Source organism: Streptomyces chlorus, from assembly GCF_042655885.1.
Lineage (GTDB): Bacteria > Actinomycetota > Actinomycetes > Streptomycetales > Streptomycetaceae > Streptomyces > Streptomyces chlorus.
Genome location: NZ_JBHSOA010000074.1, coordinates 139,433 through 166,430 on the forward strand (window position 1 = coordinate 139,433; position 26,998 = coordinate 166,430).

General features: G+C 70.5%; 21 protein-coding genes and 2 tRNA genes. 10 read left to right on the forward strand and 13 right to left on the reverse strand.

Features of this window, described 5'->3' with window-relative positions:
* Positions 1 to 168 precede the first annotated feature (168 nt).
* A tRNA-Lys gene (locus tag ACFPZI_RS29640) sits at positions 169 to 242 on the forward strand.
* A gap of 109 nt (positions 243 to 351) precedes the next feature.
* On the opposite strand, the gene ACFPZI_RS29645 is transcribed toward ACFPZI_RS29640, so the two are convergent.
* The 3 genes from ACFPZI_RS29645 to ACFPZI_RS29655 all read right to left on the reverse strand — a co-directional run bounded on the left by ACFPZI_RS29645 (position 352) and on the right by ACFPZI_RS29655 (position 3,238).
* Positions 352 to 957, reverse strand: coding sequence for a lytic polysaccharide monooxygenase auxiliary activity family 9 protein (locus ACFPZI_RS29645; RefSeq protein ID WP_381369388.1), 606 nt, complete (start codon positions 955 to 957; stop codon positions 352 to 354).
* A 177-nt stretch (positions 958 to 1,134) separates the two neighbouring features.
* On the reverse strand, positions 1,135 to 2,337 hold the full coding sequence (locus ACFPZI_RS29650) for an SPFH domain-containing protein (RefSeq protein ID WP_381369391.1): 1,203 nt from the start codon (positions 2,335 to 2,337) through the stop codon (positions 1,135 to 1,137).
* A gap of 127 nt (positions 2,338 to 2,464) precedes the next feature.
* Positions 2,465 to 3,238, reverse strand: a complete 774-nt coding sequence (locus tag ACFPZI_RS29655) for an NlpC/P60 family protein (RefSeq protein ID WP_381369394.1) — start codon at positions 3,236 to 3,238, stop codon at positions 2,465 to 2,467.
* A gap of 419 nt (positions 3,239 to 3,657) precedes the next feature.
* Between ACFPZI_RS29655 and ACFPZI_RS29660 the strand changes: the two genes are divergently transcribed.
* From ACFPZI_RS29660 to glxA, 3 genes are all read left to right on the forward strand, one after another.
* Positions 3,658 to 3,731 (forward strand) — tRNA-Lys (locus ACFPZI_RS29660).
* A 469-nt stretch (positions 3,732 to 4,200) separates the two neighbouring features.
* Positions 4,201 to 6,381 carry a glycosyltransferase family 2 protein gene (locus ACFPZI_RS29665; RefSeq protein ID WP_381369397.1) on the forward strand — a complete coding sequence of 727 codons (2,181 nt, stop codon included), beginning with the start codon at positions 4,201 to 4,203 and terminating at the stop codon, positions 6,379 to 6,381.
* A complete protein-coding gene (glxA, locus tag ACFPZI_RS29670) occupies positions 6,378 to 8,318 on the forward strand; it encodes a radical copper oxidase GlxA (RefSeq protein ID WP_381369399.1) in 1,941 nt (646 codons plus the stop codon). The genes ACFPZI_RS29665 and glxA overlap by 4 nt, the downstream gene beginning before the upstream one ends.
* A 128-nt stretch (positions 8,319 to 8,446) precedes the next feature.
* Here the strand turns inward: glxA and ACFPZI_RS29675 are convergent, their stop codons facing one another.
* The 3 genes from ACFPZI_RS29675 to ACFPZI_RS29685 form a co-directional block, all read right to left on the reverse strand.
* Positions 8,447 to 9,484, reverse strand: coding sequence for a glycoside hydrolase family 6 protein (locus tag ACFPZI_RS29675; protein ID WP_381369401.1), 1,038 nt, complete (start codon positions 9,482 to 9,484; stop codon positions 8,447 to 8,449).
* 240 nt (positions 9,485 to 9,724) lie between these two features.
* Positions 9,725 to 10,396, reverse strand: a complete 672-nt coding sequence (locus tag ACFPZI_RS29680; protein WP_381369505.1) for a class F sortase — start codon at positions 10,394 to 10,396, stop codon at positions 9,725 to 9,727.
* A 29-nt stretch (positions 10,397 to 10,425) separates the two neighbouring features.
* Positions 10,426 to 11,031, reverse strand: a complete 606-nt coding sequence (locus tag ACFPZI_RS29685) for a hypothetical protein (RefSeq protein ID WP_381369403.1) — start codon at positions 11,029 to 11,031, stop codon at positions 10,426 to 10,428.
* A 388-nt stretch (positions 11,032 to 11,419) separates the two neighbouring features.
* Here ACFPZI_RS29685 and ACFPZI_RS29690 point away from each other — a divergent pair, with 388 nt between their 5' ends.
* Positions 11,420 to 12,199, forward strand: coding sequence for an HAD-IIA family hydrolase (locus ACFPZI_RS29690; protein ID WP_381369405.1), 780 nt, complete (start codon positions 11,420 to 11,422; stop codon positions 12,197 to 12,199).
* Positions 12,200 to 12,206: 7 nt separating this feature from the next.
* On the opposite strand, the gene ACFPZI_RS29695 is transcribed toward ACFPZI_RS29690, so the two are convergent.
* Positions 12,207 to 12,983 (reverse strand): hypothetical protein, encoded by a 777-nt coding sequence (locus ACFPZI_RS29695; RefSeq protein ID WP_381369406.1) that lies wholly within the window; start codon positions 12,981 to 12,983, stop codon positions 12,207 to 12,209.
* A 147-nt stretch (positions 12,984 to 13,130) separates the two neighbouring features.
* The gene (locus ACFPZI_RS29700; RefSeq protein ID WP_381369407.1) at positions 13,131 to 14,483 is read right to left on the reverse strand and encodes an ROK family transcriptional regulator; all 1,353 of its coding nucleotides are present in this window, start codon (positions 14,481 to 14,483) and stop codon (positions 13,131 to 13,133) included.
* Between ACFPZI_RS29700 and ACFPZI_RS29705 the strand changes: the two genes are divergently transcribed.
* Positions 14,452 to 15,531: a Gfo/Idh/MocA family oxidoreductase gene (locus ACFPZI_RS29705; RefSeq protein WP_381369409.1), complete on the forward strand. Its 1,080-nt coding sequence runs from the start codon at positions 14,452 to 14,454 to the stop codon at positions 15,529 to 15,531. The two genes, ACFPZI_RS29700 and ACFPZI_RS29705, sit on opposite strands and share 32 nt — an antisense overlap.
* Complete coding sequence (locus ACFPZI_RS29710) at positions 15,528 to 16,013, forward strand: heme-degrading domain-containing protein (RefSeq protein WP_381369411.1); 486 nt, start codon at positions 15,528 to 15,530, stop codon at positions 16,011 to 16,013. Before ACFPZI_RS29705 ends, ACFPZI_RS29710 begins: the two co-directional genes overlap by 4 nt.
* A 92-nt stretch (positions 16,014 to 16,105) precedes the next feature.
* Here ACFPZI_RS29710 and ACFPZI_RS29715 read toward each other — a convergent pair whose 3' ends face one another.
* The 3 genes from ACFPZI_RS29715 to ACFPZI_RS29725 form a co-directional block, all read right to left on the reverse strand.
* On the reverse strand, positions 16,106 to 16,876 hold the full coding sequence (locus ACFPZI_RS29715) for a YidC/Oxa1 family membrane protein insertase (RefSeq protein ID WP_381369413.1): 771 nt from the start codon (positions 16,874 to 16,876) through the stop codon (positions 16,106 to 16,108).
* Positions 16,877 to 17,072: 196 nt separating this feature from the next.
* Positions 17,073 to 17,411: a DUF6412 domain-containing protein gene (locus tag ACFPZI_RS29720; protein WP_381369508.1), complete on the reverse strand. Its 339-nt coding sequence runs from the start codon at positions 17,409 to 17,411 to the stop codon at positions 17,073 to 17,075.
* A gap of 371 nt (positions 17,412 to 17,782) precedes the next feature.
* On the reverse strand, positions 17,783 to 20,992 hold the full coding sequence (locus tag ACFPZI_RS29725; protein WP_381369416.1) for an alpha-L-rhamnosidase: 3,210 nt from the start codon (positions 20,990 to 20,992) through the stop codon (positions 17,783 to 17,785).
* A 335-nt stretch (positions 20,993 to 21,327) separates the two neighbouring features.
* Between ACFPZI_RS29725 and ACFPZI_RS29730 the strand changes: the two genes are divergently transcribed.
* The gene (locus ACFPZI_RS29730) at positions 21,328 to 22,338 is read left to right on the forward strand and encodes an SEC-C metal-binding domain-containing protein (RefSeq protein ID WP_381369419.1); all 1,011 of its coding nucleotides are present in this window, start codon (positions 21,328 to 21,330) and stop codon (positions 22,336 to 22,338) included.
* Positions 22,339 to 22,629: 291 nt separating this feature from the next.
* Here ACFPZI_RS29730 and ACFPZI_RS29735 read toward each other — a convergent pair whose 3' ends face one another.
* Positions 22,630 to 23,391 carry an IclR family transcriptional regulator gene (locus ACFPZI_RS29735; protein ID WP_381369422.1) on the reverse strand — a complete coding sequence of 254 codons (762 nt, stop codon included), beginning with the start codon at positions 23,389 to 23,391 and terminating at the stop codon, positions 22,630 to 22,632.
* A 247-nt stretch (positions 23,392 to 23,638) separates the two neighbouring features.
* Here ACFPZI_RS29735 and ACFPZI_RS29740 point away from each other — a divergent pair, with 247 nt between their 5' ends.
* Both ACFPZI_RS29740 and ACFPZI_RS29745 read left to right on the forward strand, forming a co-directional pair.
* Complete coding sequence (locus tag ACFPZI_RS29740; RefSeq protein ID WP_381369425.1) at positions 23,639 to 24,982, forward strand: MFS transporter; 1,344 nt, start codon at positions 23,639 to 23,641, stop codon at positions 24,980 to 24,982.
* 87 nt (positions 24,983 to 25,069) lie between these two features.
* The gene (locus tag ACFPZI_RS29745) at positions 25,070 to 25,648 is read left to right on the forward strand and encodes a nuclear transport factor 2 family protein (RefSeq protein WP_381369428.1); all 579 of its coding nucleotides are present in this window, start codon (positions 25,070 to 25,072) and stop codon (positions 25,646 to 25,648) included.
* A gap of 281 nt (positions 25,649 to 25,929) precedes the next feature.
* On the opposite strand, the gene ACFPZI_RS29750 is transcribed toward ACFPZI_RS29745, so the two are convergent.
* Positions 25,930 to 26,997 carry a protein kinase family protein gene (locus ACFPZI_RS29750; protein WP_381369430.1) on the reverse strand — a complete coding sequence of 356 codons (1,068 nt, stop codon included), beginning with the start codon at positions 26,995 to 26,997 and terminating at the stop codon, positions 25,930 to 25,932.
* Between the last annotated feature and the right edge of the window lies 1 nt (position 26,998).

A 26,998-nucleotide genomic window follows, 5' to 3' on the forward strand; every position in this document is an offset into this window, starting at 1 on the left:
GGCAACGCCCGAGGTCCACGCGCCGGGACATCCCTTTGGCATACGCCCCTGGACCGGCGCCGCAGTGGGGAGGGCCGCCATTCGGGCCGGCGCGCGGTCGGAAGCACCCCTCGGGAGCGGGTAGTATTTTCCGCGTCGCCGACCGCGAGAGCGGACGGCGGGAGTCATGCGCCGCTAGCTCAGTTGGTTAGAGCAGCTGACTCTTAATCAGCGGGTCCGGGGTTCGAGTCCCTGGCGGCGCACAGTGAAGGGCCTCTCGTGGAAGCGAGAGGCCCTTCGGCGTGCCCGGCGCAGGTGCGGGTCACACCCGGCCGGGGTGCGGCGCCGGACGGATGACGTCGGAAAGCGGCGTCAGAAGGTGACGTCCGAGCAGGCGTAGAACGCGTTGGTCGTGTCGGCGACCGACCACACCGCGAGGATGACGTGGTGCCCGCTCAGCCCGGACGGGAGCGTGCCGCTGTGCGAGAGCGTCTGCGGCGGGCGCTGCCCGTTGTAGGGCACCTTCAGGAACGGAGTGAGGTTGAGGTCCGACCGGGCGAGGTTGTGGTTCTGGTTCCAGCCCGGCTTGGTGATGTAGTACGAGAAGTCGCTGGTGGCGTGCATGGCCGTGAACTGCCACCGGAAGGTGTAGTTCTGGCCGCCCGACACCCTGGTGGTCGGCCAGGCCCCGCCCGAGGGCGTCTTCGGGCTGTCGAGCTGGGCGAACCGCGTGTTGTTGGCCGAACAGAGCCGGCCGTCGGCGGCGCCGGAGCCGGGGAAGCCCTTCGGCCCCTCGACGCTCTGCGGCTCCCACTGGATGTCGCCGCAGTTGGTCACGCCGCCGTTCTGGCAGAGCTTCTGCCTGCTGATGGGCAGATCGGTGTAGCCGTGGCCGCTGGCACCGCCGGAGGAGAGCACGAGCGCTCCGGTCGTGGCCAGCCCCACCGCGGCTGCGTACAGCTTGGTCTGTGTGCGCATGCTGCCGCTCCTGGGGAACGTGGGGGGGTCAGTGAGCTGATACAGGTAGGTCTAGACCAAGCTTCAGATTAGAGCCGCCGATTGAGCATGTCCATACCAATAACACAACCCGTTCGACGCTTTTCCGCACCCGGCTCGCCCCGGCCACGGCAGGCCCCAGGGTCTGTCCGACAGGCCCTACGCCCCCGTCTCCCCCCGCCCCGCGCAGAACGCCACCGTCAGGTCCTTCACCAGCACCTTGCGCTCGTAGTCGTCCAGGTCCACCAGGCCTCGCAGGGTCAGCCGGGTCACCGTGTCCTCCACCGAGTCCACGACCGAGGTGAGCGCGCTCGCCCGGTGCCGGGCGTCCAGCGCGGCGATCCGGCGCCGGTGTATGGCGGCGGCCACCTCGGGGGCGTACTCCACCCGGACCGGCCGCACCGCGAACACCTCGATCCCCACCGGGCCGGCGTCCGCCGCGACCAGCCGGGTCAGCGCGGCCTGCGCCGTGCCCGCCGCACCGCCCGGCTCGCCCGGCGCCTCCACCGAGACCCGGAGCAGCGCCGCCTCGACGCACTCGCGCACATACCTTTCGTGGTCCTCGACGCCCAGCGTGGCCCGCGCGGTGTCCCGCACCCGCCACACGACCAGGACGACCACCCGCAGCGCCACCCCGCCGCGGTCGGCCGCCTGCATCGGCTCACTGCGCCAGTGGCGCAGCCGTACGTCGACCCGGCGGCGCAGCAGCAGCGGATTCACCCACAGCAGGCCGGTACGCCGGGCGGTCCCGCGGTAGCGGCCGAACAGACCGAGCACCCAGGCCCGCCCGGTCCGGCCGCGCGCCAGTCCGCCGAACCCGAACAGGCCGAGAGCCCCGGCGGCCGCGTACGCCGCCCCCTGCGCGGGCCCGAGTCCGGCGGCTCCCGCGGCCCCCGCGTGCGCCGGAAGCCCGAACCCGACGGTCACCGCCGACGGCAGAACGCCCGCCCACCACGACGTGGCCACGCACCCGGCCGCCCCGCACATCCCGGCGAGCACCCCCGCGCCCCCGGGCAGCACCCGGGCGGGCCGCTCCACCAGTCCGGGGTCGACCTGCGACACGGGCGGCCGGGACGGTTCGGCGGCCGGGCGGCGGAGCCGCGGCTGCTCCCCCGTGCCCTGCCTGCGCCCGACGACCGTGGGACGCAGCCGCACGGGCACCGGGTCGGGGCCGTCGCGGAACAGCAGATGGACGGGGATCTCGGTGGTGGCCTCGTTGCGGATCACCCGCCCGGACCGCCCGGCCGCCGAGCGCACGATCTCGGCCGGACGCCCGGCTTCGAGGGGGCGGGAATCAAGGGTGGGAGGGTCAGGGGTGGGAAGGTCAGGGGTGTGAGGGGTGTCAGGAGTGGTCAGGGCCATGCATGCCTCCGCGCCGGGCTTCACTTCCGCGCCCGCTTCCGTGTCTGCTTCCGGGTTTGCTTCCGGGTCTGTCTCGGTGCCTGTTCCGGTGCTGCTTCCGGTGCTGCTTCCGTAGGAGCCTCCGCGTCTACGGGAAGAGCCGCCGCCAGGCCTCCGGCCCCGGGTGGCCGTCCGCCGCGCCGCCGGCCGTCAGCAGCTCCCAGGTCAGCGCTCCCGGCAGCCCGTCCACGGCGGTCCCCCCGCCTCTGGCGGAACCGGTCACGCCCAGGTACCGGTACGGGACATAGCTCGCGGAGTTGTTCCAGTAGGCGTACGGGGTGGACCGCCGGAGCGCGTTCGGGCGGACCTGCTCGTAGGCGACGTAGGTGGTGCGTGTGCTGTCCGTCCAGCCGCCGAAGAGGACGACGTGGGAGCCGTTCTGCGGGTCGGCCGCGTTGTGGAACAGCAGCATGTCCCCCGGCTGGAGTTCCGCCTTCGTGATCTTCTGCGCGTACTGTCCGAGGCTTCCGGTCCATTCGTTCGCGGGCAGGTTCCATGCCATCGAGACGAAGCCCGAGCAGTCCTGCCGGTAACCGTCGGACCAGTACGCGGACACGCTGTACGGGACCTTCGCGGCGACCCATCTCTCGGCCCGTTCGACGATGTCCGCGCGAGTGATCACGCGGACCGTCGACGGGGGCGAGGGGTCCGCGGGATCCGCGGGATCGGTCGTCCGGCCGTCGGGGCCGTACAGCGGCCCCCTCGGCCCCTGCGGGGTGGCGGGCTCCTCGTCCGCGGGGGCGCCCAGGACTCCGGGGAGGCCGGACCGGCCGACGGTGTGCGGGGCGGCCGTGGCGGGGACCGCGTACGCGCCGATCACCGTCGATGCCGCGGCGGCGGCCACGATGAGGGGACGGAACACAGCCGGCCGGCCGGCTGTACGGACGGCCGGCGAGCGGGGAAGGGCGCGCGCACATCGCCCTTGAACACAGCCGGGGCAGTCGCAGTCGCTCGCGGGATCGAATTCCTCGAACACCGGAGACTCCATGCGATCCCCGCACATCCCGCCATCCGAGCGGTCCGAGCCATCCGAGCGGTCCATGCGGTCCATGCGACTCTCCTCACAGTTCCGGCCACATGTCCGATCACACGCCCGGCGAAATACGTCACGTCTGTGCACAAACATCAGCTTCTCAACTGTCCACGGAGCACGCACTTTGACGGTCCGAATGATGTAAGCGCGCCGGCGCGGGCACCGCCGGCGGGGCGGAATCCGGGAGCCCTCCCCCACGGGTGGTCGGGAGTACCCCGCGGGGTCCGGTACAGTTGCGGGGTCAGCGAGCGCCGCTAGCTCAGTTGGTTAGAGCAGCTGACTCTTAATCAGCGGGTCCGGGGTTCGAGTCCCTGGCGGCGCACCGACAGTGACGGGCTCCTCGCGATCGAGGGGCCCGTCGCTTTTTGGCCGGAAATCCTCTCGCACCCGTTGAACTTCTCCCCTTCACCGCACGTATGGAACACGAGTCCCACGTGACCCCCTCAACAGTCACAATGGGACCATATGACCGGTGAACACCGAATTTCACACCTTGCGATCATGATGAAACCCGTCCAACCTGGTTCCTTCACGATGCTGCGGGTTCGCGGCTGTTGGGGGGCGGAAGACCGATTGCGGACGGTGCGGGGCAAGGAGTCCCGCCCTCCGGGTGATGCCGCGGGGGACGCGTCATGCAACCGTACGGAGCGCTGTGCCGTGTCTATATGGTGTGGGTGACGTGGTGACAGCGGTCCACCATTGACACGCCCGGGAAGGTCGAGGGGGACCGGCCACGGGCGGAAAGAAGCGACGAAACACGCGGCGAGGCCGCGTGTGGGGGGATGACACTCATGACGTCGACGCCGTCGGGCGCCCAGAGGGACGACGACCCGTCCCAGACCACCCAGCTCAGGGTGCCTGCGCACCGCACCGGAAACACGGGCGCTTTCCGCCGGATCAAGAAGACGCTGCCGAGATACGACTACGAGCATTACAGCCGGCTCGCGGGTCCCCTCACCCAGCCCGATCCGAACAAGCCGTACACGGTGCAGTACCGCTCGCTGATCTCGCAGGAGCCGCACCGCATCCGCATCGCGCTGATGCTGGCCGCGGCCCCGCTGCTGTCGGTGGTGCTGCTGGTGTGGCTGCTCCAGCCCGCGCACTGGACGGACCGCGACTACCCGGCGTTCGACTGGCTGCCCGCACTCGACGTCGTGATGCTCGTCTCGATCGGTCTGATCGAGCTCTTCCGCTGCCTGAACGTGCTGTCCAACGCGCACGCCACGCTGGTCGCCCGCGACCCGGTCCCGGTGGTGCCCGAGACCGGCACCCGGGTCGCCTTCCTCACCTCCTTCGTGCCCGGCAAGGAGCCGTTGGAGATGGTGACGAAAACCCTGGAGGCGGCGGTCAAGATCCGCCACCGGGGCACCATGCACGTCTGGCTGCTCGACGAGGGTGACGACCCCGAGGTGAAGGAAGTCTGCGCGCGCCTCGGTGTGCACCACTTCTCCCGCAAGGGCGTCGCGAAGTGGAACCAGGCCAAGGGCCCGCACCGCGCCAAGACCAAGCACGGCAACTACAACGCCTGGCTCGACGCGCACGGCGACGACTACGAGTTCTTCGCCTCGGTGGACACCGACCACATTCCGATGGCGAACTACCTGGAGCGGATGCTCGGCTTCTTCCGCGACCCGAACGTCGGCTTCGTCATCGGCCCGCAGGTCTACGGGAACTACGACAACTTCGTCACCAAGGCCGCCGAGTCGCAGCAGTTCCTCTTCCACGCGCTCATCCAGCGGGCCGGCAACCGCTACGGCTCCCCCATGTTCGTCGGCACGTCCAACGCCGTGCGCATCAAGGCGCTCCAGCAGATCGGCGGTCTGTACGACTCGATCACCGAGGACATGGCGACCGGCTTCGAGATGCACCGCGCCAAGAACCCGGCGACGGGCAAGAAGTGGCGCTCGGTCTACACCCCGGACGTGCTCGCGGTCGGCGAGGGCCCCAACGCCTGGACGGACTTCTTCACCCAGCAGATGCGCTGGTCCCGGGGGACGTACGAGACGATCCTCAAGCAGTACTGGAAGGGCTGGTACTCGCTGCCGCCGAGCAAGCTCTTCAACTACACCATGATGATCATCTTCTACCCGATGTCGGCCCTCAACTGGATCCTGGCCGCACTGAGCTGTGCGCTGTTCCTGGGCCTGGGCGCCTCGGGTGTGAACATCGACCCCGCGGTCTGGCTGATGCTCTACGGCAACGCCTCCGCGCTCCAGATCGGCCTCTACATCTGGAACCGCCGCCACAACGTCTCCCCGCACGAGCCGGAGGGCTCCGGCGGTGTGGCCGGTATGGTCATGTCCGCGCTGTCGGCGCCGCTCTACGCGAAGGCGCTGATCGACTCCGTCCTGCGCCGCAAGAGCAAGTTCGTGGTCACGCCGAAGGGCGACTCGGCCAGTCCGGACACCTGGTTCGGCACCTTCCGGTACCACTGGTACTTCATCCTGATCTTCGGTGGTTCTCTCACCGCCGGCTTCGTCTACGGACACGCGCACCCGGCGATGATCATCTGGGCGATGTTCGCCCTGCTGATCACGGCCGCACCCATGTTCGCCTGGCGGCACGGTATGCGCCAGGACAGGAAGAAGCCGCCCGGCGCCCATGCGTCGGGCCGGCTCCCGGCCGACCGGCCGGCGGCGGATCCACCGAAGGACTTCGCCCACGAGCCCGCGACCCAGCAGCTGCAGACGCTCCCGCGGGTGCGGCAGCAGGCACAGACCCCTGATCAGTATCAGGGGCAGCAGTACCCGGCTCAGGCTCAGCAGTACGGGCAGCAGTACGCCCAGCAGCCGCACGCCGCGCACGGCCGACAGGACCGGCCCAGCTGGGCCGCCTCCCACGGCGGACCGGCGGGGCAGGAAGAGCCGGAAGGCCCGGCGGGACCGGGTGGAGCGACAGGTGCCGGGAACAGCTCCGGCAATGACCAGACGATGCAGATCGCCCTGGGTGGACTTGGGGGACGTAAGGAATGAACGACCGTGCAGGCCGCCGTCGCGCCCGTCGGATCGCGATAGGCACCGCGGTGGTACTCGCGCTGGCCGGCATGAATGGGCCGTGGCTGTACCGCTTCGGGTCCGAAAAATACCACCAGTACAAGATCAACAAGCCGGAGTACAAGGCGGAGAACGGCCGCTGGGAGATCGTCGAGTTCCCGGAGGAGTACCGCCAGAACACCATTCACGCGGCGCTGCTGCACACCGGCAAGGTGCTGCTCGTCGCGGGTTCCGGCAACAACAAGGACAACTTCGACGCCAAGCAGTACGACACCCGTATCTGGGACCCGGTCAAGAAGACCATCAAGAAGGTGCCGACGCCGACCGACCTGTTCTGCACCGGCCACACCCAGCTCGCCAACGGCAATCTCCTGATCGCCGGCGGCACCAAGCGGTACGAGAAGCTCAAGGGTGACGTGACGAAGGCGGGCGGCCTGATGGTCGTCCACAACGAGAACCCGGACAAGCCGATCACCCTGCCGGCGGGCACCAGGTTCGCCGGCAAGGAGAACGGCAAGACCTTCGTCTCGAAGGATCCGGTGCTCGTCCCGCGCGCCACGAAGAACTTCGACAAGGAGACCGGCGCGTTCCTGGGCAACACCCCGGGCTACGGCCGTACCTACGTCGAGGCGCAGAAGGAAGGCGCCAAGTACCAGACCGGCACGCAGGACAACTACACCGTGCAGGGTCTCAGCGGCGAGGACGCGCAGAACACGTACGGCATCGCCGAGAAGCTCGCCCTGGACAAGAAGGACTTCCAGGGCATCGACGACGCCTTCGAGTTCGACCCGGTGGCGGAGAAGTACATCAAGGTCGACCCGATGAAGGAGGCCCGCTGGTATCCGACGCTCACCACCCTGAGCGACGGCAAGATCCTCAGCGTCTCCGGCCTCGACGACATCGGCCAGCTCGTCCCGGGCAAGAACGAGGTCTACGACCCCGAGACCAAGAAGTGGACCTACACGGACAAGGTCCGTCAGTTCCCGACCTACCCGGCGCTGTTCCTCATGGAGAACAGCAAGGTCTTCTACTCGGGCGCGAACGCCGGCTACGGCCCCGCCGACGTGGGCCGCGACCCGGGCATCTGGGACGTGGAGACCAACAAGTTCACCAAGATCCCCGGCATGAGCGACGCCAACATGCTGGAGACGGCCAACACCGTGCTGCTGCCCCCGGCGCAGGACGAGAAGTACATGGTGATCGGCGGCGGTGGGGTCGGCGAGTCCCCGCTGGCCAGTGAGAAGACCCGGATCGTCGACCTCAAGGCCGACAGCCCGCGCTTCGAGGACGGCCCCTCGACGGACAAGGGCACCCGCTATCCGCAGGCCTCGGTCCTGCCCGACGACAGCGTGCTGATCTCGGGCGGCTCGGAGGACTACCGGGGGCGCGGCGACTCCAACATCCTCGAGGCGCGGATGTACGACACGGCGAAGAACGAACTCAAGCGCGTCGCCGATCCGCTGGTGGGCCGCAACTACCACTCCGGCTCGATCCTGCTGCCCGACGGCCGCGTGATGTTCTTCGGCTCGGACTCCCTCTACGGCGACAAGGCCAACACCAAACCGGGCACGTTCGAGCAGCGCATCGAGATCTACACGCCGCCGTATCTCTACGGCGAGAACGAGCAGCCCGACCTGGCGGGCGGCCCGCAGACCATCGAGCGCGGCGAGTCCGGCACCTTCACCTCGAAGGACGCCGCGTCGATCAAGAAGGTCCGGCTGATCCGGCCGAGTGCCTCGACCCACGTCACCGACGTGGACCAGCGCTCCGTCGCCCTCGACTTCGAGGCCGACGGCGACAAGCTGACGGTGACCGTGCCGGAGAGCCGGAACCTGGTCCATGCGGGCTGGTACATGATGTTCGCCACCACCGCGGACGGGACACCGAGCAAGGCGCAGTGGGTGCAGGTGCCGTAACCGGCAGCCCGCGCCCGGCACGTACGGGCACGCGCGTAGGGGGCGTCCTCCGCCATGGAGGGCGCCCCCTACGCGCGTATGCGGTGTGCGGTGTGGGTTATGCGGTGTGTGGCGTGTGGTGTGTGAGGTCAGTCGCTGGCCTTGGCGAGCTTCACCGCGTAGTCCTCCCACCACTGGCCGGCCTTCGGGCCGCCCTTGCACTCGCCGTCCGACTCGCCGGGCCGCTTCACCCACAGATACGCGTCCACCAGCGGGTCCGCGGTCTTGATCGTCGGCGTCTCGCCGAGGGCACGGCCGGGCGGGTTGCACCAGCGCTCGGCCGCGTCGCCCCCGGTGTACGGGCCGTTGCCGTTGCGGCTGGTGTCCACGACGAAGGGCTTGTCGCCGACCTTGGCGGAGAGCTTCTTGCCGTAGGCGATGGACTCTTCGGTGGAGTAGAAGTTGGAGACGTTCACCGAGAAGCCGTCGGCCCGGTCGATGCCCGCCCACGTGAGCGGCTCGAAGATCTGGTCGGGGTCGCCCCAGCCCGCGTTGCCCGCGTCCAGGTACACCGTGGTGTTCTTCAGGCTCTTGAGCTTGGCGACGGCACCGCTGAGGACGTCGTAGCGCTCCTCGTGGAACTTCTCCGGCGTGCAGCCGTCGACCAGGTGGAGCACCGCGTCGGGCTCCAGGATCACGGTCGCCGCCCGGTCCCCGATGCCCTTGGCCACACTGTCGATGAAGGCGCGGTAGGCGTTGCCGTCGGCGGCACCGCCCTGCGAGTACTGGCCGCAGTCGCGGTGCGGGATGTTGTAGAGGACGAGCAGCGCGGTGCGGCCCGCCTTGTCGGCCGCCTCGGTGAAACCGCGGGTCTGCTCCTCCGGGTTCTCCGGGCTGATCCACTCGGCGGCGGGCTGCTCCGCTATCTTGCGGATCTGCCCGGCCTCCGCCTTCTTCCCGTCCGCCCCCAGATCGGCCATCTGCTGCGCGGCCGTGCCCTCCGGGTTGACCCAGAAGGGGTTGGCGTCCTTGGGCTGCTGCGTGATCTCCGCGCCGGCCGCCTTGTCCGGGCCGTCCCCCTCGTCGCCACCACCGGAGGAACACGCTGTCATCAGCAGCGCCGCCCCCAGAATCGCTGCCGACGTCCGCCTCCCGACGAACGCCCCGACCCCCCTGCTGCCGTACATCCAACCCCCCTTGGGTGCACGTGTTCCGTGCATGCGTGCCGAGCCCCAATCCTGACATACGACCCGTGACAGCCACGAGGTCGGTCCATTCTTGTCCGCGAGCTGTTACAGCCGTCGTACGGTGGTGGGTCACCTGGGGCGATCACGGAACGCGACCGGAAACGGACGAGGCGTCGACCGGCCCGGAGCCACGTCCGGGCCGGGTGAACGGGGTGCTCGGGGCGGGGGCACGGTGGCCGCTCAGGCGGTGGTGCCGGTCAGGTACGCGGAGACGACCACGTTCGCCGTGTAGCGGTTGCGTGCCGCGTCGAAGGTGCCGCCGCAGGTGACGATGCGCAGTTCGGCCCGGCCCGAGCGGCGGGGCCCGTAGGCCTGCTGGGCGTCGAACCCGTCGCGGGCCAGGACCTGGATGTCCTCGATCGTGAACTCGGCGACCTTGTCGTCCTCGCGGACCACCCGGATCTTCTGGCCGGGCTTCAGCGTGCTCACCTTGTAGAACACGGCGGGCCGGGTCTCGGTGTCGACGTGCCCCACCACCAGCGCGGTGCCGGACGCTCCGGGCGCCACCCCGCCCGCATACCAGCCGACCACGTCCGGCTGGTCGAACGGCGGCGGATCGAGGGCGCCCCGTTCGTCCAGGCCGCGGGAGACCACCGGGGCCCGGACGCCCAGGCCGGGTATGTCGAGGCGCCGCGGCAGCGCCTCGCCCAGCGGGCGGTGGGCGGGCGGAAGTTCCCCCTGGGCCGGCCGGCCGGCGGCCGCCATGTCACCGGTGGAGGGCCCCGTTCCGCCGGGCCGCAGGTCGGTCGCCTCCCGGCCCCACAGCCAGAGCACGAGCAGCAGCGCCACCCAGGCCATGCCGGTGAGCAGCCACCCCGGGCATACCGGCTGCCCCGGCTGTCCCGGTCGCATCTCGCCGTGATCGGACACCGTCGGCCGCCTCAGCCGGTCGTTCCGCGGCTCCGCCGGACGCGGCTGCGTACGACGGCTCCCGCCGCTGCTGCCACGAGGAACAGTCCGGTCACCGCCTGTACGGCGCCCGGCCCGCCTTCGTCGGCGCCGGAGTCGGCGCCCGTGCCGGTGCCTGCTGCGGCCAGCGGGGCGCTGCCGCCACCGCCCGCGTCGACGGGGGCGACGGGCGAGGCGAATGCGGCGGGTGCGGCCGGCTCGGCGGCCTTCGGCTTCGACGGTTCGTCCGTCACGGCGGGCCGGTTGCGGGCGGGGGCGACTTTGATCGTGCCCTGGCGGGCCCGCTCGCCGCAGTCGACCAGCACGGGGTACGTGCCCGCGGTGAGCGTGGAACGGACCCGGCTCTCGCCGACGAGTACGCCGTCGGCGACGGTGAGCCGGACCTCGGAGACGAACGCCGAGGACACGGCGATCGCCGTCCGCTCGGCACACTCCTCCACCCTGAGGGTGACGTCGGTGCCGGGGGCGGGGGTCGCCGGTGTCACCGAGACGCCCGTGTCGTCCACCGCGTACGCCGGCGGGGTGAGCGCGGCGACGGCCAGGATTCCGGTACAGAGAGCGAGTCGCAATGAACCCATCGTGAACCTCCAGACACCGGGAGCGTGCCCCGTCGGGCGGGGTACCGCATCCTCAGGGTGCGGTGGTTGCTCCGTACGGGTGACAAGGGATGGCAGCCGGCCTCACCGCAGCGCCAACGCGAACCGGCACCGCAGCGGCCCGCAGCGTCCGGGAAGGGGAGACGCACACCGTGAAGATGAAGCGGCGGGAGCTGACACGGATCATCGAGGCCATGGTGATCAGGCCTGCAGGCAAGGGTGGAGCTCAACGCGGCGCCTTCCGGGCCGACTTGCTCGGGACCATCTGGAAGTGACGGTACGCATCTTCCGTCGGGGCAGTCCCGGCGCGGAAGTGTCTGCATAGCATGAGGTCGTCCCCTGGCCCCCGTACGGTAGGAGTCCACCCCCCATGACAGAGCGCAAGCCCATCGAATCGTGGCTCACCGACATGGACGGGGTCCTGATGCACGAAGGGGTGCCGGTCCCCGGTGCGGATGCCTTCATCAAGAAGCTGCGCGACCTGGGGCGGCCGTTCCTCGTCCTCACCAACAACTCGATCTACACGGCCCGAGACCTGCACGCACGCCTGAACCGGATCGGGCTCGATGTGCCGGTCGAGAACATCTGGACCTCCGCCCTGGCCACAGCGACGTTCCTGGACACTCAGCACCCCGGAGGTACGGCCTACGTCATCGGCGAGGCCGGCCTGACGACGGCCCTGCACGACGCGGGCTACGTCATGACCGATGCCGACCCCGATTTCGTGATCCTGGGTGAGACTCGTACGTACTCGTTCGAGGCTCTGACGAAGGCCATCCGTCTGATCGACAACGGAGCCCGGTTCATCGCCACCAACCCGGACAACACCGGACCGTCTCCCCAGGGCGCGCTGCCCGCGACGGGTTCCGTGGCCGCGCTGATCACCAAGGCCACCGGGAAGGAGCCGTACTTCGTCGGTAAGCCGAATCCTCTGATGATGCGAACCGGCCTCAACGTCATCGGAGCGCACTCCGAGACCAGCGCCATGATCGGTGACCGGATGGACACGGATGTGCTGGCCGGGCTCGAAGCCGGAATGGAGACCTTCCTCGTCCTCACGGGCCTGACGACGAAGGACGACATCAGCCAGTACCCGTACCGGCCGACCAGGATCGTGGAGTCGATCGCGGATTTGGTGGACCTCGTCTGAGACGGCGTCAGCGGCGCCGCCGTCCCCGCAGTACGACCACGCTCCCGGCAGCCAACAGCAGCGCGGTTGCCGCCAGGGCCGCGCCCAACCCTCCGAGCCCGGTGCCGGGGAGTTCGTGGGCAAAGGGGAGGCGGCTGTCACCGGGGGCGGAAGAGGTGGGGCCGGTGCCGTCGGGGTCGGCTTCGTGGGCTTCCGGTTCGGGTTCTGTTTCGGCGCGTGTTTCGATGCGGAACCGGTACTCGTCCGACTGGCCGACCCAGTCCCCGTCGTCCTCGTACCGCTGGACGACCGCCGCCGTGGCGACGACCTCGCCCGCCACGGCGTCGGACGTGAGGGCGAGCCGTACCTTCACGGTGAGGGTCCGGCCGGCCTCGACGGTGAACCCCTCGAAGCCCGCGTCGTCGTCGGCGAGGGCTCCGACGAGTTCGTCCTCGTCGGTGGTCTCGAAGTGGACGGCGTGCGGCAGTTCCCGGTCCGCCGTGTAGAACTCCAGCACCGACTGCGAGGCCCGCAGCGCCCGCTTGTCGTCGTAGAGCACGACGACCGGGTGGATGCCGCCGCAGGAACGGTCGGTGGTGTTGGTGAGTTCGAGGTACCAGGTGCCGAAGCCGCCCCCGGCCCGGTAGGTCTCGGGGCCGTCGTGGATACGGGTGGTCAGCGGGAAGTCGGGCTCGTCCGCTGTGGCGCAGGCAGGCGGCGGCGCTTCCGCTCGGGCCGGGGCCGCGGTGGGAAGAATCGCGGCCACCGCCGCCATGAACAGGGACGCGGGCGTGCAGAGTCGCATGCCATATGGCCTTGCCTTCCGGCGGGCCGACACCACGGGGGCACCCCGATCACCCCCCGCACGGCGGTACGATTTCCCCCGCTCGGCGGAACCCGCCGCCCCACCCCTCCCGGCCGCGCCCTCGGTCTCCGTGCCTCGCCGTCGCCACTATCCGTCCCCCCGTCCGAACACCGGGGCCAGTACCGACTGGGCCGCCCCCTCGGCGACCCGCTGCCCACTCCCCCGGCGTCCCCCCTGCCCGGCGCCCGAGGCGATCCGTACCGGGACGGGGGTGTCCCCGGTGCGTCGGGCGCGGGCCTCCAGGACCTCGCGCACACCTCGTACGAACGTCTCCGGGGCCGCCTCGACGATCCGGCCGCCGAGCAGGACGCGGTCGATGTCCAGCAGCCCGACCAGGTTCGCCGCGCCGGTGCCCAGCACCCGTGCCGCCTCGTCCGTGTCGCCCCTGGCCACCGCGCCCAGGCACAGGGCCTCGACGCAGCCCCGGTCACCGCAGCCGCAGCGCGGCCCGTCCAGTTGGAGAACCTGGTGGCCGAACTCCCCCGCCCCGGTCCGTGGCCCCCGGTGCACGCTGCCGCCGATCACCAGCCCCGCCCCGAGCCCCGTACCGAGATGCAGATAGGCGAAGGAACCGCCCTCACCGCCCACGGCCAGGCCCAGCGCCGCCGCGTTGGTGTCCTTGTCGACGACGACCGGCACCCCCAGCCGCCGCGACAGCGCGTCCCGCAGCGGGAACCCGTCCCACTCGGGGAACCCGGTCACCCGGTGCAGCACGCCCCGGGCATGGTCCAGCGGTCCGGGCAGCGCGATGCCGGCGCCGAGCAGGGAGAGGCGATGGCGGCGTCCGCGTACGGCTGCCCCGCCCCCCGGCTCCCCCGGCTCCCCCGGTGTCGCCGGTGCCTCTCGTGGTTCCTCGTCCCGCTCGCCCCACAGCTCCTCGACGACTCCTGCCACCCGGGTCAGTACCGCCTCCGCGCCCGCGCCCAGGTCCAGGGGGGTGTTCCGCTCCCCCACGACCGTCCCGTCGAGGTCGACCAGGACGGCCCGTAGTTCGTCCCGGTCCAGGTGCACGCCCACCGCGTGCCCGGCCTCCGGCACCAGGCGCAGTACCGTCCGGGGCTTGCCTCCGGTGGACGCCCGGCGTCCCGCGTCCGCCGCGAGGCCGTCCGCCCGCAGCCGGGCCGTGATCTTGCTGACCGCCTGCGGGGTGAGCCCGGTCCGCTCGGCGAGTTCGAGCCTGCTGATGCCCTCCGCTCCCGCGGTCCGCAGCAGGTCGAGCACGAGGGCGGTGTTGTGGCTGCGCAGGCTGAACAGGTTGACCCCGCCTGTCGCACCCGTCCTGCCTGTCGCACCCGTCCCGCCTGTCCCGACCGTCGTGCCCCTGCCATCCGGTCCGCCGTTCGTCCTGTTCACCCGCCCATTCTCTCCCGTGCTTGCACTTTGGCAACAGCGTTGCGAAAGTAGGGGCATGACTGGTACTCCTCTTCGCGTCGGCCTCATCGGCTACGGCCTCGCGGGCTCCGTGTTCCACGCTCCGCTGATCGCCGCGACCGAGGGCCTCGCCCTCGACACGGTGGTCACCTCGAACCCCGAGCGGCAGCAGCAGGCCCGCGCCGAGTTCCCGGACGTCCGCGTCGCGGCCACTCCGGACGAGCTCTTCGAGCGCGCCGGCGAGCTGGACCTGATCGTGATCGCGTCGCCGAACAGGACGCACGTCCCGCTCGCCACCGCAGCCCTGAAGGCCGGCCTGCCGGTCGTCGTCGACAAGCCCCTCGCCGGTACGGCGGCCGAGGCCCGCGAGCTGGCGGCGCTCGCCGAGGAGCGCGGCCTGCTCCTCTCCGTCTTCCAGAACCGCCGCTGGGACAACGACTTCCTCACCCTGCGCAAGCTGGTGTCCGAGGGCACACTCGGTGACGTGTACCGGTTCGAGTCCCGCTTCGAGCGCTGGCGGCCGGAGCTCAAGGGCGGCTGGCGGGAGTCCGGCGACCCCGCGGAGATCGGCGGTCTGCTCTACGACCTCGGCAGCCATGTCGTCGACCAGGCGCTCGTCCTCTTCGGCCCGGTGACCTCCGTGTACGCCGAGGCGGTCGTCCGCCGCGAGGGTGCGCGGACGGACGACGACACCTTCATCGCGCTCACGCACGCGAACGGCGTCCGCTCCCACCTCCACGTCTCCGCGACCACGGCCCAGCTCGGCCCGCGCTTCCGCGTCCTGGGCTCCGAGGCGGGGTACGTCAAGCACGGCCTCGACCCCCAGGAGGCCGCCCTGCGCGACGGCCTGCGCCCCGGTACCGGAGCAGGCGCCGACTGGGGCACCGAGCCCGAGGAGCTGTGGGGCCGCGTCGGTTCCGGGGAGTCCCCGCTGACCGACGGCGGACGCCCCGAGCCGACCCTGCCCGGCGACTACCCCGCGTACTACACGGCCGTGGCGAAGGCACTCCTGGAGGGGGGCCCCAACCCGGTGACCGCACAGGAGGCCGCCGCCGCCCTGGACGTGCTGGAGGCGGCCCGCCGTTCCGCCGACGAGAAGGTGACGGTGACGCTGTGACACAGCCCGCATCCATCCCCACCGTCGAGGAGCTGGAGGCGCAGGAACGCCGTCTGGTGTTCCGCCGGTTCACCCACGAGGACGCCTGGGCGCTGGGTTCCCTGCTGGTGGAGATGGCCCGGGAGCGGCAGGCCCCCGTCGCCGTCGACATCCACCGCGCCGGCCAGCAGCTCTTCCACGCGGCGCTGCCCGGCTCGGCCCCCGACAACGACGCCTGGATCGCCCGCAAGCGCCGGGTCGTCGAGCGGTACGGTTCCGCGTCGTACCTGGTGGGTGCCCGGCACCGGGCCAAGGGCACGACGTTCGAGGAGTCCTCCCGCCTCGCCCCCGACACCTATGCGGCCCACGGTGGTTCGTTCCCGATCACCGTCGAGGGCGCGGGCGTGATCGGCGCGGTGACGGTCTCCGGCCTTCCCCAGCTCGAGGACCACCGGATGGTGGTGGAGGCCCTGACCCGCTTCCTGGACGCCGGCACCGTCTGACCCGTCCCCACGGGAACGCGGGGTGCGTGCGGTGAGGTCACCGCACGCACCCCGGGTTCATGTATCGGACCCGTCGGAGCAGTCCCGGGGCGTCACCGGTGGAGCACCGCCCGTTCCACCACGCCCCACGCCATGCTGGTGACCACGTACAGCGCGGCGGCGAGCGGGACCACGGCCACGGTGACGAGCGTGAAGAACGACAGGAACGGCATCACCTTGGCCACGGCCCCCATCCCGGGCACCGCGACGGGTTCCGCGGCACCCCTGCCACCGCCACTGCCACCACGGCTACCGGCGCCGGCACCCGAACCCGCACTGGTCAATGCCGCGTTCGCCGCCATCAACTGCTTGGTCAGCCGGTAACTGAAGGCGGCGACCGCCACGACGACCGCGAACAGCCCGACATACACGAGCCCCGCCCCGCCGAGCGGCCCCCCGTCTCCCAGCGCGTCGGCCCAACGGCCGCCCAGCGGAGCGGTGAACAGCTCATGGCCGAGCAGCTCGTTGGGCCGCCCGCCGATCGTGGTGTTCGAGAACAGGTAGAACAGCAGGAAGAAGGCGGGCAGCTGGAAGAGGCTGGGCAGGATTCCGGCCAGCGGCGACACCTTCTCCCGGGTGTGCAGGTCGAGGAGGGCCCGCTGAAGCTTCTCGGGGTTGCGGCCGTACCGGCGCCGCAACTCGGAGATCCTCGGCTGGAGTCGGGCCCTCGCCTTCTGCCCGCGCGCTGCGGCCCGGGACAGGGGGTGGACGAGGAGGCGTACGAGCGCGGTGAACAGGACGATCGCGGCGGCGGCCGCGGAGAGGCCGAACAACGGCTGCAGCAGGTCGGCCAGTTGCTCGACCAGGCTGGCGAAGACGGACATGGGTGAGCCCTCCGGGGGTCTCGTCGTGCCGAACGGATGAACGGAATGACGGCATGACGACCCGTGCGCGGGCAGGCGTGTGGGGGGACGTGCTGAAAGCGCTGAAGGACGGGAGGAAACGAGCAGGACGAGAAGTGTCCTACTGCCCTACGGACGGAAGCCGAGCCCTACAGCTGACCTGTGTGACGCATGTGCCCTACGCGACGGTCGCCGGAAGGGCCTGTCCGGGAGCTCTGGGCCGGGTGCGGCCCCTGGCGTCGGGGTCGCGCTGCGGCAGGAAGGCGGTACGCCGGTCACGGTCGCGAAGGGCCGTACGCACCCGGGTGGGCGGCACGACGGGCGCGCAGCGCGCGAGGACGACGGCGCACACGGTGAGCGTGGCGGCGGCCGCGGTGGTCGCGGCGAGCGCGACGGTGCCGGAGAGCCCGGAGAGGCCGCCGGTGACCGGCAGCAGGAGCAGGACGACCTGAAGCAGCGGGAGCAGCACGGCGACCGCGGCGAAGGCGGCGCGCACGTCGCTCCGGCTGCGGATCACACCACGGATCGCGGTACCGATCACTGACGCCTCCTCCCCTTCGCTTCGCGCCCGGCCAAGTCCGGCCCGCCCTTTCCTGCCCTGTCCACCGTCTCAACGCGCAGGACCCGCACAACAGTTCCGCAGGCGTGACATTTGCCTCGGCCGTGCGTGGGTGACGTAGTCCCATCCCCCTCGTACCGCCATATCCGCCCCGGCATGACCATCCTCGACACGGGGTGAGCTACGCGGTGGCCGCCCTGGACCGCTCGGCCCGCCGCCTGGTGATCGTCGCGGCGAACACGTCCACGTCCGCCCTCGCGGTCCCGCCGACCCTCGCGGTCCGCCCCCGGCCCCCACGATCGGGACCGGAAGGGCGGGCCGCGCCGCTGTCACACGGTGAACCGGTGGTTTCCCGATCCCACCTTGAAGACGGCGAAGCCGTTCTCCGCACGCACGAAGGTTCCGTGGGTGTGCGTGACGCGCTTGGGGTGGTCCGTCGGGATCCACACCTCGGCGGTGGTGTTCGCCGGCACGCCGCACGACAGCCGGAATCGGCCGGACCGTTGCTCCCAGGCGGTGGACACCGGGCCGTAGAGGGAGGTGAAGGTGGCCCGGGCGGAGGTGACCTCGCCGCCCGGACGCGGGCGGATGACGATCTGCCGGTAGCCCGCCCGGCCCGGGGCGATGCCGGCGATGTTGGCGTACATCCACTCCCCCACGGAGCCGTAGGCGTAGTGGTTGAAGGAGTTCATGCCCGGGGACTGGAACTCGCCGTCCGGCTGGAGGGAGTCCCAGCGCTCCCACATGGTGGTCGCGCCCTTGTCCATCTGGAAACCCCAGCTCGGGAAGGTGCGCTGGTGCAGCAGCCGGTAGGCGACCTCGGTGTGGCCGGTGTCGGTGAGGACGGGCAGCAGGCGCGGGGTGCCGAGGAATCCGGTCGACAGGTGCCAGTCCCGCGCCTCGATCAGGGCGACGAGGCGGTCGGCCGCGGCCTTGCGCAGGGCGTCCGGGACCAGGTTCATGGACAGGGCCAGGACGTAGGCGGTCTGGGTGTCTCCCTTCACCCTGCCGTCGGCCGTCACGTACGCCTTCTCGAACGCGGTGCGTACGCGTGCGTGGAGGTCGGCGTAGGGTGCGGGGTCCTTCCCCAGTTCCTTCGCGATCCGTACCGCGAGGTCGGCGCTGTGCGCGAAGTAGGCGGTGGCGATGACGTCCTTGGGTGTCTCGTCGGACACGTTCAGCCAGTCGCCGTATCCCGCGGCCGGGCGCAGCAGGCCGGTGCTGTTCTTCTCCAGGTGACGCAGCCAGGCCTGGACGGACGGCCAGGCGTCTTCGAGGACCTGTCGGTCGCCGTATGTCCCGTACAGGGCCCACGGGACCGTGACCCCCGCGTCTCCCCAGCCCGCGACGCCCTTGCCGATGTCGCCGACCTGCGGGGCCACGTCCGTGAACGCGCCGTCGGACGCCTGTGCGTCGCGGAGGTCGACGAGCCACTTGGTGAGGAAGCGGGCGGACTCCATCGTGTAGGTGGCCGTGGGTGCGAAGACGTTGATGTCGCCGGTCCATCCCAGCCGTTCGTCACGGGCCGGCGTGTCCGTCGGGATGGAGAGGAAGTTGCCGCGCTGCCCCCAGGTGATGTTGCTGTGCAGCTGGTTGAGCATCGGCACGTCGGTCTCGAAGGTGAGCGTGAAGGGTGCGGAGGTGTGCATGACCCGCCCGGTCACGGCCGACGCCGGCGGCGTGCCGGGGAATCCGGTCACCTCGACGTAGCGGAAGCCGTGGAAGGTGAAGCGCGGTTCGTAGACCTCCTTGCCGGTCCCCTTCAGGATGTAGGTGTCCGTCGCGGCGGCCGACCGCAGGTTGGCGGTGTAGAGGGTGCCGTCGGGGTTGAGGACCTCGCCGTGCCGCAGCCGTACCGCGGTGCCCACCTTGCCCGACACGCGCAGCCGCACCGAGCCGACCATGTTCTGGCCGAGGTCGAAGATGAAGACGCCGGGCTTGGGTTCGGTGACCTTCTGGGTGCGGAGTTCCTTCTCGATGCGTACGGGGCCGTCCACCTGCGCGACGATCCGCGGTGGGGCGGCGGCGTCGGCGTTTCGTACCGGACGCCAGGCTCCGTCGTCGAATCCGGGCGAGGTCCACCCGGCCGTCTCCTTGCGGGCGTCGTAGGTCTCGCCCGCCAGCAGGTCGGCGGAGACGATCGGTCCCGGGGCGGCACGCCAGTCGGGCCCGGTGACGATGCGCTCGCTCGTCCCGTCGGCGTACTCGACCTCCAACTGCGCCAGCAGCCCCGGGTGTTCCCCGTACTGGTGCGGTCCGAACCAGCAGAGGTTGCCCGCGTACCAGCCATGGGCCAGGTGGGCGCCGAGGGCGTTGGCTCCCGGGCGGAGCGCGTCGGTGACGTCGTAGGTCTGGTACTGCACCCGCTTGTTGTAGTCGGTCCAGCCGGGGGCCAGTTGGTCGCGCCCCACGCGCTTGCCGTTGAGGTGGGGCTCGTACACGCCGAGGGCCGTGGCGTACAGACGGGCGCGTCGGACCTTCTTGCGCGGCAGTCTGAACTCGTGGCGGAGCTGGTGGGCGGCGAACAGCACCGGCACGACCTTGCCCCACGGCCCGGCGCCCCAGGGTGCGGCCACCCTGGCGGCCCGCCACCCGGTGTCGTCGAAGTCCTGCTCGCGCCAGTCGCCGGCCGGCTCGCGGTCGGTGGACTTCCACGCGCCGTCGGTGACGATCCTGCGCTCGCCGGAGGCCGTGGTCAGGGCGAGCACGCCGACGAGGCCGGCGGGGCCGACCGTGCGGTTGGTCGCGGAGACGGCCAGGATGTTCGCGCCGGAGCGTACGTGAGCGAGTACGTCGATGACGTCCGGGTGGCGCCATCTCTCGCCGTCCTGGTCCATGGCGGTGCTCGCCACTTCGGTGCCGTTGACTGAGGCGACGTAGGCGTCGTCCGCGCTGAGCACCAGCGTGGCCGCGGTGATGGCGTCCGGGAGGTCGACGGAGAGACGGAACCACCGGGTGTCCGCCGGAACGCTCTGCGTCGGTTCGCCCTCGGGGAACCAGATCCACGAACTGCCGTCCAGGGAGGGAGGCTCCGTGAGGGAGGCGGGAGCGGATATCCACCGCGCGGACCACTCGGCCTCGTCCATCAGGCCGGTCTCCCACCAGGACGGTGCGCTCCACGGCGAGACGGCTCCGCCGGCGTCCCAGACGCGCACCGACCAGTGGTAGCGCGTACGCGGCTCGAGCCGAGGTCCGTCGTAGGAGACGAGAACGGACTCGGCCGAGGCGACCTTGCCGCTGTCCCACACGTCCGGGCGGGACAGGCGGGCATCGCTCGACGCGATGCGCACCTGGTAGGCGCTCTGCCGTTGTCCGGGTGCGGTCGCGGTCAACGGCCAGCTCAGACGCGGTCGGGCCACGTCCAGACCCAGAGGCTCGCGCACGTACTCGACCGTCGGAGAGGTCACCCGTAAGGCGCTCCCTCCCTTGCGCGCGGCGGAGGGCGCGGCGGAGGGCGCGGCCACCGCCGGCGCCGCTCCTGCGGCCACGGCGCCCACCGTGGCCGCGGCGCCCGCGAGGATGTTCCTTCTACTGATCACAGCGGCTCCATCAGAGAGGGGGTGAGTCGTAGAGGGTGGCAATCGAAGATGAATCGATTCAGGCGAACGTAAATGGAACGCGAGACACCGTCAATAAGCGTGCGCAGACTTTCGTAAGACCCGCCGGGTAAACGATGGAAGCGATGAGGACGACCCAATTCAGCCAAGTCCAGGAAATTGAACCCTTTCAAAATGATCAAGAATGGCGGTACCGGCGGCGAAAACGGGGGCCCGCATGTCCCCTCCCCACCGACCTCCTCGACGGGTACGGGCACCGGCTCCAGCACATCGGCACTGTCTCTTCTCTGTCACCGGTCGGCAGTACGGTGTCCCCCATGCGCCCCGACACGCCCGCCGAAAACGTCGACCACACCGCCGAAGCGGCACGCCTGGAGCGGACCGCCGGTCTCTATCCCGAGGACGCCGAAGCCCTGCTGCTCCGGGCCGCCGCCCACCTCGAACTCTCCGGCGACCGCCCCGCCGCGGCCGCCCTCTACGACCGCCTGCTGGCCTCCGAAGCGGGGCTGGAGAACCCGTACCTGGTCCGCGCCCTGAAGGCCTCGAACCTCTGGGAGTACGACCACGAGGCGGAGGCCCGCGCCATCATCGACGGCATCCGCACCGCGGCCCCGCGCGACCCGGCCCCCTGGGTGGTCGTCGCGGAGTCCCTGGAGGCCCACGACGAGCTGGAGCAGGCGCACGAGACGCTCACGGAGGCGGTACGCCTGCTGCTCACCGACGTACCGGAGCCCCCGGCCACCACCCACCCGCTCCTCTTCGGCCGCCACCGCGTACGCAGGATGCTGGGCGCGGCGCACGACGAGTGGGACGCCCTGGCGGACTCCGTCCACGCCCTGCCGATCACCCTGGACGAACTCCACGACCCGAAGCGCGTCTGGTCGCTGGGCTCGGAGAACCCGGCGGAGCTGGAGGCGGAGATCACCCGTCTCCGCGCGGAACTGGGCGCGTACCGCATGGCCCTGTCCCGCCCCTTCCCGGTGGCGGTCCTCCACTGGCCGGCGGACGAACTGACCGAGCTCCTGGAGGCGTACCCCTCCCTCGCCACCGAGTACCCGTCGCACGAGGAGCACCTGGCCACGATGGAGACGGCCCTGCGTGAACTGGCCTCCTCGGGCACCCTCAACCTGGGCATCGTCACCGGCACCGTCCCCTCCTACGAGGCTTTCGCCGCCTCCGAGGGCACCACCCCCGACGACGCCGCCCTCCTCCCCCAGTACGCCACCACCCTGGCGGCCCGGGGCCGGGCCATCCCCTGGCCCCCGCAGCGCTCGGCCCCCTGCTGGTGCGGCTCGGGCCGCCCGTACGGGGAGTGCCACGGGGCGTGAGCGGCGGGGCAGCCAAGGCGGCAGCCCCGCCTCGACCGGCAAAGAACCCGACGACCGTCGTGAGGGATCGGGCCCGGGGCTGCCCCGTCAGTCTCGGTGGACTCAGCCACGGTGGACCGGCGCGCGGCGTCGGATGCGGTGGTTCATCGCAAGGCGCAGGAGCGTCCGCGTACCGGATGTACGCGGACGCTCCGACCGCGCTCCGACCGCGCTCCGACCGCGCGGCGAGGTGCCGTGGCCGGCGTCGCGCGCCCGCCGGGGGTGGGGAGCTGTTGGGTGACGGGGCAGCCCTCAGTGCTGAAGCTTTGAGGTGAGTTTCGCCTGCATCTTCTGTGTCGCCAGGCGCAGGGCTTGGGTGAGTGCCGTCTCGGACGGGGTGCCGGGGTCGTCGCGTGTGAAGCACAGACGTGCTTGCGGTCCTGAGATGGTGATGGCGATGGGTGGGTACCCCTGCGGGGTGGGGAGAGTCTGCGCGAGTGCCGCGATGCCGGGTTGGGTCTCCTCGATGTTGCGCGCGTAGCCGCGCTGCCGGACGTTCTCCAGCTCCGTTTCGAGGGCCGTGCGGGTCGGGGTGACGGTGTTCGCCCCGTGCGGGAGGGATTCGTTCGGGTAGATCCGGCGGAGCTGGTCGGTCGTGAGAGTGGCGAGGAGCGCTCGTCCGCAGGCCGCGATGTGCGCGGGAAGGACCGTTCCCGCTCTGGCCTCGATGCGCATGTGGTGCTGTGAGGCGATGCCGTAGATGTAGCGCACCGCCTGCCCTTCGAGGACCGCGAACTCCACGGTCTCGCCGGTTGCCGCCTGCAGCTCGAGCAGGTCGTCCTGGACGAGGTGGGTGAAGTCCGTGTCGGCGTGGGCGGGGCGGGCGCTGGTCATGGCCGGGCCGAGGCGGTAGCCGGGGCCGTCGAGCGAGCGGCGCACGAAGCCGTGGGCCTCGAGGGTGGCCAGGAGCCGATGGGCGACGGAGGTACCCACGCCCAGTTCGTCGGCGGCACGGGCGAGGGTGACGACCGGCTCCCGCTGGGCCAGTACGAGCAGACGAAGTGCCCTGTCCACGGTCTGGAGAGTATTCACGAGCGAATGTTCCCACATACAGGGAATGATTGACTAGTCAATCCCTCATAGTGAATGCTCACGTCGTTCGCAGATGAACGCACACCGAACGGGTGCCGTGCATGGTGCGGACTACCGGGCGCGAGAACACCCCTCTGTGCGCCCGTGGCGTAAGTGGCCGTAGAGGCGTGAACCGCCCGTGAGTTCGAGTGACGTGCCGCGCAATGAGGACACCAAGGAGGGTGAAGCGATGAGAGCCAGTGAACTCGACGAGCAGGCCGAAACAGGCCAGCCGGTTGCGGCATCGGGTGGTGCGGAGGCCGGGAGCGGGACACCCGCCGCCCGGCGGGCGGTCGTCAGCGGCGCGCTGGGTTCCGCGCTGGAGTGGTTCGACTTCTCCGTGTACGGCGCGTTGTCGGCCACGGTGTTCCCGCAGCTGTTCTTCCCCGACCTTGCGCCGGGTACCGCGCTGCTGGCCTCGTTCGCGACCTTCGGCGTCGGCCTGGTGGCACGGCCCCTGGGCGGCCTCCTGTTCGGCATGCTGGGCGACAGACTCGGTCGCCGGAACGTCCTCATGGCCACGCTGCTGCTCATGGGCGCGGCGTCGGTGCTGATCGGCCTGCTTCCGACCTACGCCAGTGTGGGCATCCTGGCTCCGGCCGCGCTGGTGGCTCTGCGTTTCCTGCAGGGCTTCGCCCTGGGGGGCGAACTGACCGGGTCGCAGCTCATGGTGATGGAGCACTCGCCGGACCGGCGTCGCGGTATCGCGGGTGCCCTGATGTCGGTGGGATCACCGATCAGTCAGGTGCTCGCCACCCTCTCGCTGACCGGACTCGCCGCGTGGCTCACCGAGGATCAGTTCACCAGCTGGGGCTGGCGGATTCCCTTCCTGATGAGTGTGGCGATCATCGCCGTCGGCTACTACATCCGGCACCGCGTCGAGGAGACCCCGACCTTCCTCGCCAGCGAGGGCAAGAGCGAGCAGCCGGCCCGCGGAATGCTGAAGCAGCACCGGAAGACGGTCACGCTGCTGGTGCTCGCCTGGGCCGCGCCGGGGGCGCTCTACTACATCATGGTCACCTTCGCCACCAGCTACCTCACGGGCGAGCTCGGATTCGACAAGAGCTCCACGTTCGGGCTGATGGTCGTCGCGAACTCGATCTCCATCGGGGCGAGCCTGCTCGGCGGCTGGACCAGCGACCGGATCGGCCGCAAGCGCGTCCTGTTCACCGGCCTCGCCATCCTGCTGGCCTTCCTCATCCCCTTCTTCCTGATCCTGAACACGGGCAACTGGTGGATGGCCGCGCTCGCCATCACGGGCGCCCTGTGCGGTGTGCAGTTCATGACGGGCTGCCAGGGAGCCTTCTACGCCGAGGCACTGCCGACCCCGATCCGGTACACCGGCTCGGCCCTCGGCCTCACCTGCGGAAACATGATCTTCGCCGCGCCGGCCCCGTTCCTCGCGACCTGGCTGATGCAGATCTCGGACAGCGGAACGGCACTGGTCACCGGCTACGGGCTCCTCACGATCCTGGTGTCCGCCGTCGCCATCCGCCTGCTCCCGGACCGTACCGGCCGCCGGCTCGAGGCGTGACGGGGTCCGCACCCCGCCGCCGTACCCGCTCCTCCGTTCCCCCCGTTCCCCTACGTGCCCGAATCCCCCACCCGAGAGAGAGAAGCAATGACTGACGATGCGGCTCGCGCCGACAGCGTGGTGACCGAGGAGGACCTTCGCTTCCTCCGGGAACTGAAGGTCAAGGACCGGCTGCACGACCTCGAGGTCGCCTACTGCCGCGGGATCGACCGGCGTGACCCCGAGCTGCTGAAATCGATCTACTTCGAGGACGCCTTCGTCCGCCTGGGCAACATGAAGGAAGGCGGGGTGGACGAATGGGTGAACTGGATCATCGATGAGTTCAAGCCCCGGTTCGAGAACACCACCCACTACTTGCTGAACGAGTGGTACAAGGTGGACGGAAAGTACGCCGAGGGGGAGACGCACCGCCTCTCGTACCACCGGTTCGGGGATCCGACACGCGAACTGATCGCCGCCAGCCGCACCTTCAACCGGTACGAGGAGCGGGACGGCGTCTGGAAGATCACCTTCCGCGAGGTGATCCGGGACTGGATCCATGAACGCCCCGTGGACCGGGAGCTGTTCACCGGCGGGTTCGCGATGGAGATGAGCGAGCCCGGCCCCGCGGACAAGAGCTACGAGGTGCTCTCGATGTTCGGCCGCGGTCCGTTGCGGTCCGAGTGACTCCCTGTTCCGTACCCGGCCACGGACCCGCGGCCGGGTACGGACCCGCCGCCGGCCGCGGGACGAACCCCGCGCCCGCGGAGCGACCCGCAACGCCATGAGCACCGATGACCTCGCCCTTTTCCCCCGGGGGCGGGGTCATCGGCTTTCCGGCCGCCGGAGCAGGGGGCGCGGTGCTGGTGCGGTTCGGGCCCCGTACGGGGAGTGCCCGGAACCGACGCGTGACGGCTTTCGTCTCCATGACAGCCGGCGTCGGCTCCGGGGGAGGCCTCAGTGGTCCGTCAGCCGATGGCCGCGCTGTACATACGGCCCATCCGGCGGATCTCCTCCAGCGGGTACGGGGTCTCCCTGCTCTCGCGCTCGAACGTGCGAAAAAAGTCCGCCATCACTGCGGTGAGCGGCGCGTGTCGGGCGAGGATCGCCGCGGCCTCCGCTGGAATTTCCGTGGGACGTTCGCCTTGCGCATACGCGCGCACCTGCGCCTCACGGTCGTCTCTCCGGTATCCGTACAGGGCGGTGACCAGCCAGTTCACCAGGTAGCTGACCGAGTAGCAGCGGTCGTAGGTCCGATGCCGGTCGAAGAAGCCGGCCTCCTGCGGCGACAGTTCGAATCGGGAGGAGACCGCAAGCCCGTAGTCCGCGAAGAACAGGCGTCGGCCGTCGGTCAGGATGTTCTCGAAGTGGACGTCGAAGTGCAGGAGGCCGCGGCTGTTCATGAACGAGGTTCCAGCTTCGAGCTCCCTCTCCACCATGGCGCAGGCCCGGTCGGCGGCCTCCCCGCCGGCGTCCATCCGCTCGCCCAGCCACTGGTGCAGGTTCTGTGGGATGTACTCCAGGAACAGCGCGACGCTCGCCGATGACTGCTGGAGCGCCTCGATCCGACGGCGCACCTGCGATCCACCGCCCCAGTAGGCAACAGCCCGTTCGACGTCGGCCAGTTCCTCGTGCAGGGGCGTGGAATCCGGCAGCACCCGCCAGTGGTACATCAGAGGGAAGCCCTCGTATTCCCCCGCGAGCACCCAGTTCGTCGTCATGGTGTGCACGGCGAGCTCCCTCCAGACCCCGAAGCCCGGCGCGCCGATGGTGCCGATGCCGTACTGGCAGAAAGCCGGCAGCTCGAACAGGTTCGCCGTGGACCGGACGCTGTCCGGTTGCCTCTCCAGGTCGGTGAGGGGCACCCGCTTCACGAAGACCGGTGTTCCGGCGACCTCCAGCAGGGCCGACTTGCCGCCGATGCCGGAACCGATCGGCGTGGCGACGTCCACGAGCTCGCGCAGGGCGCGATCACTGCACAGGGCCAGGGTGGTGGAGACGGCACCATGGACGGTGCGACGCGCATCAGGCGACATG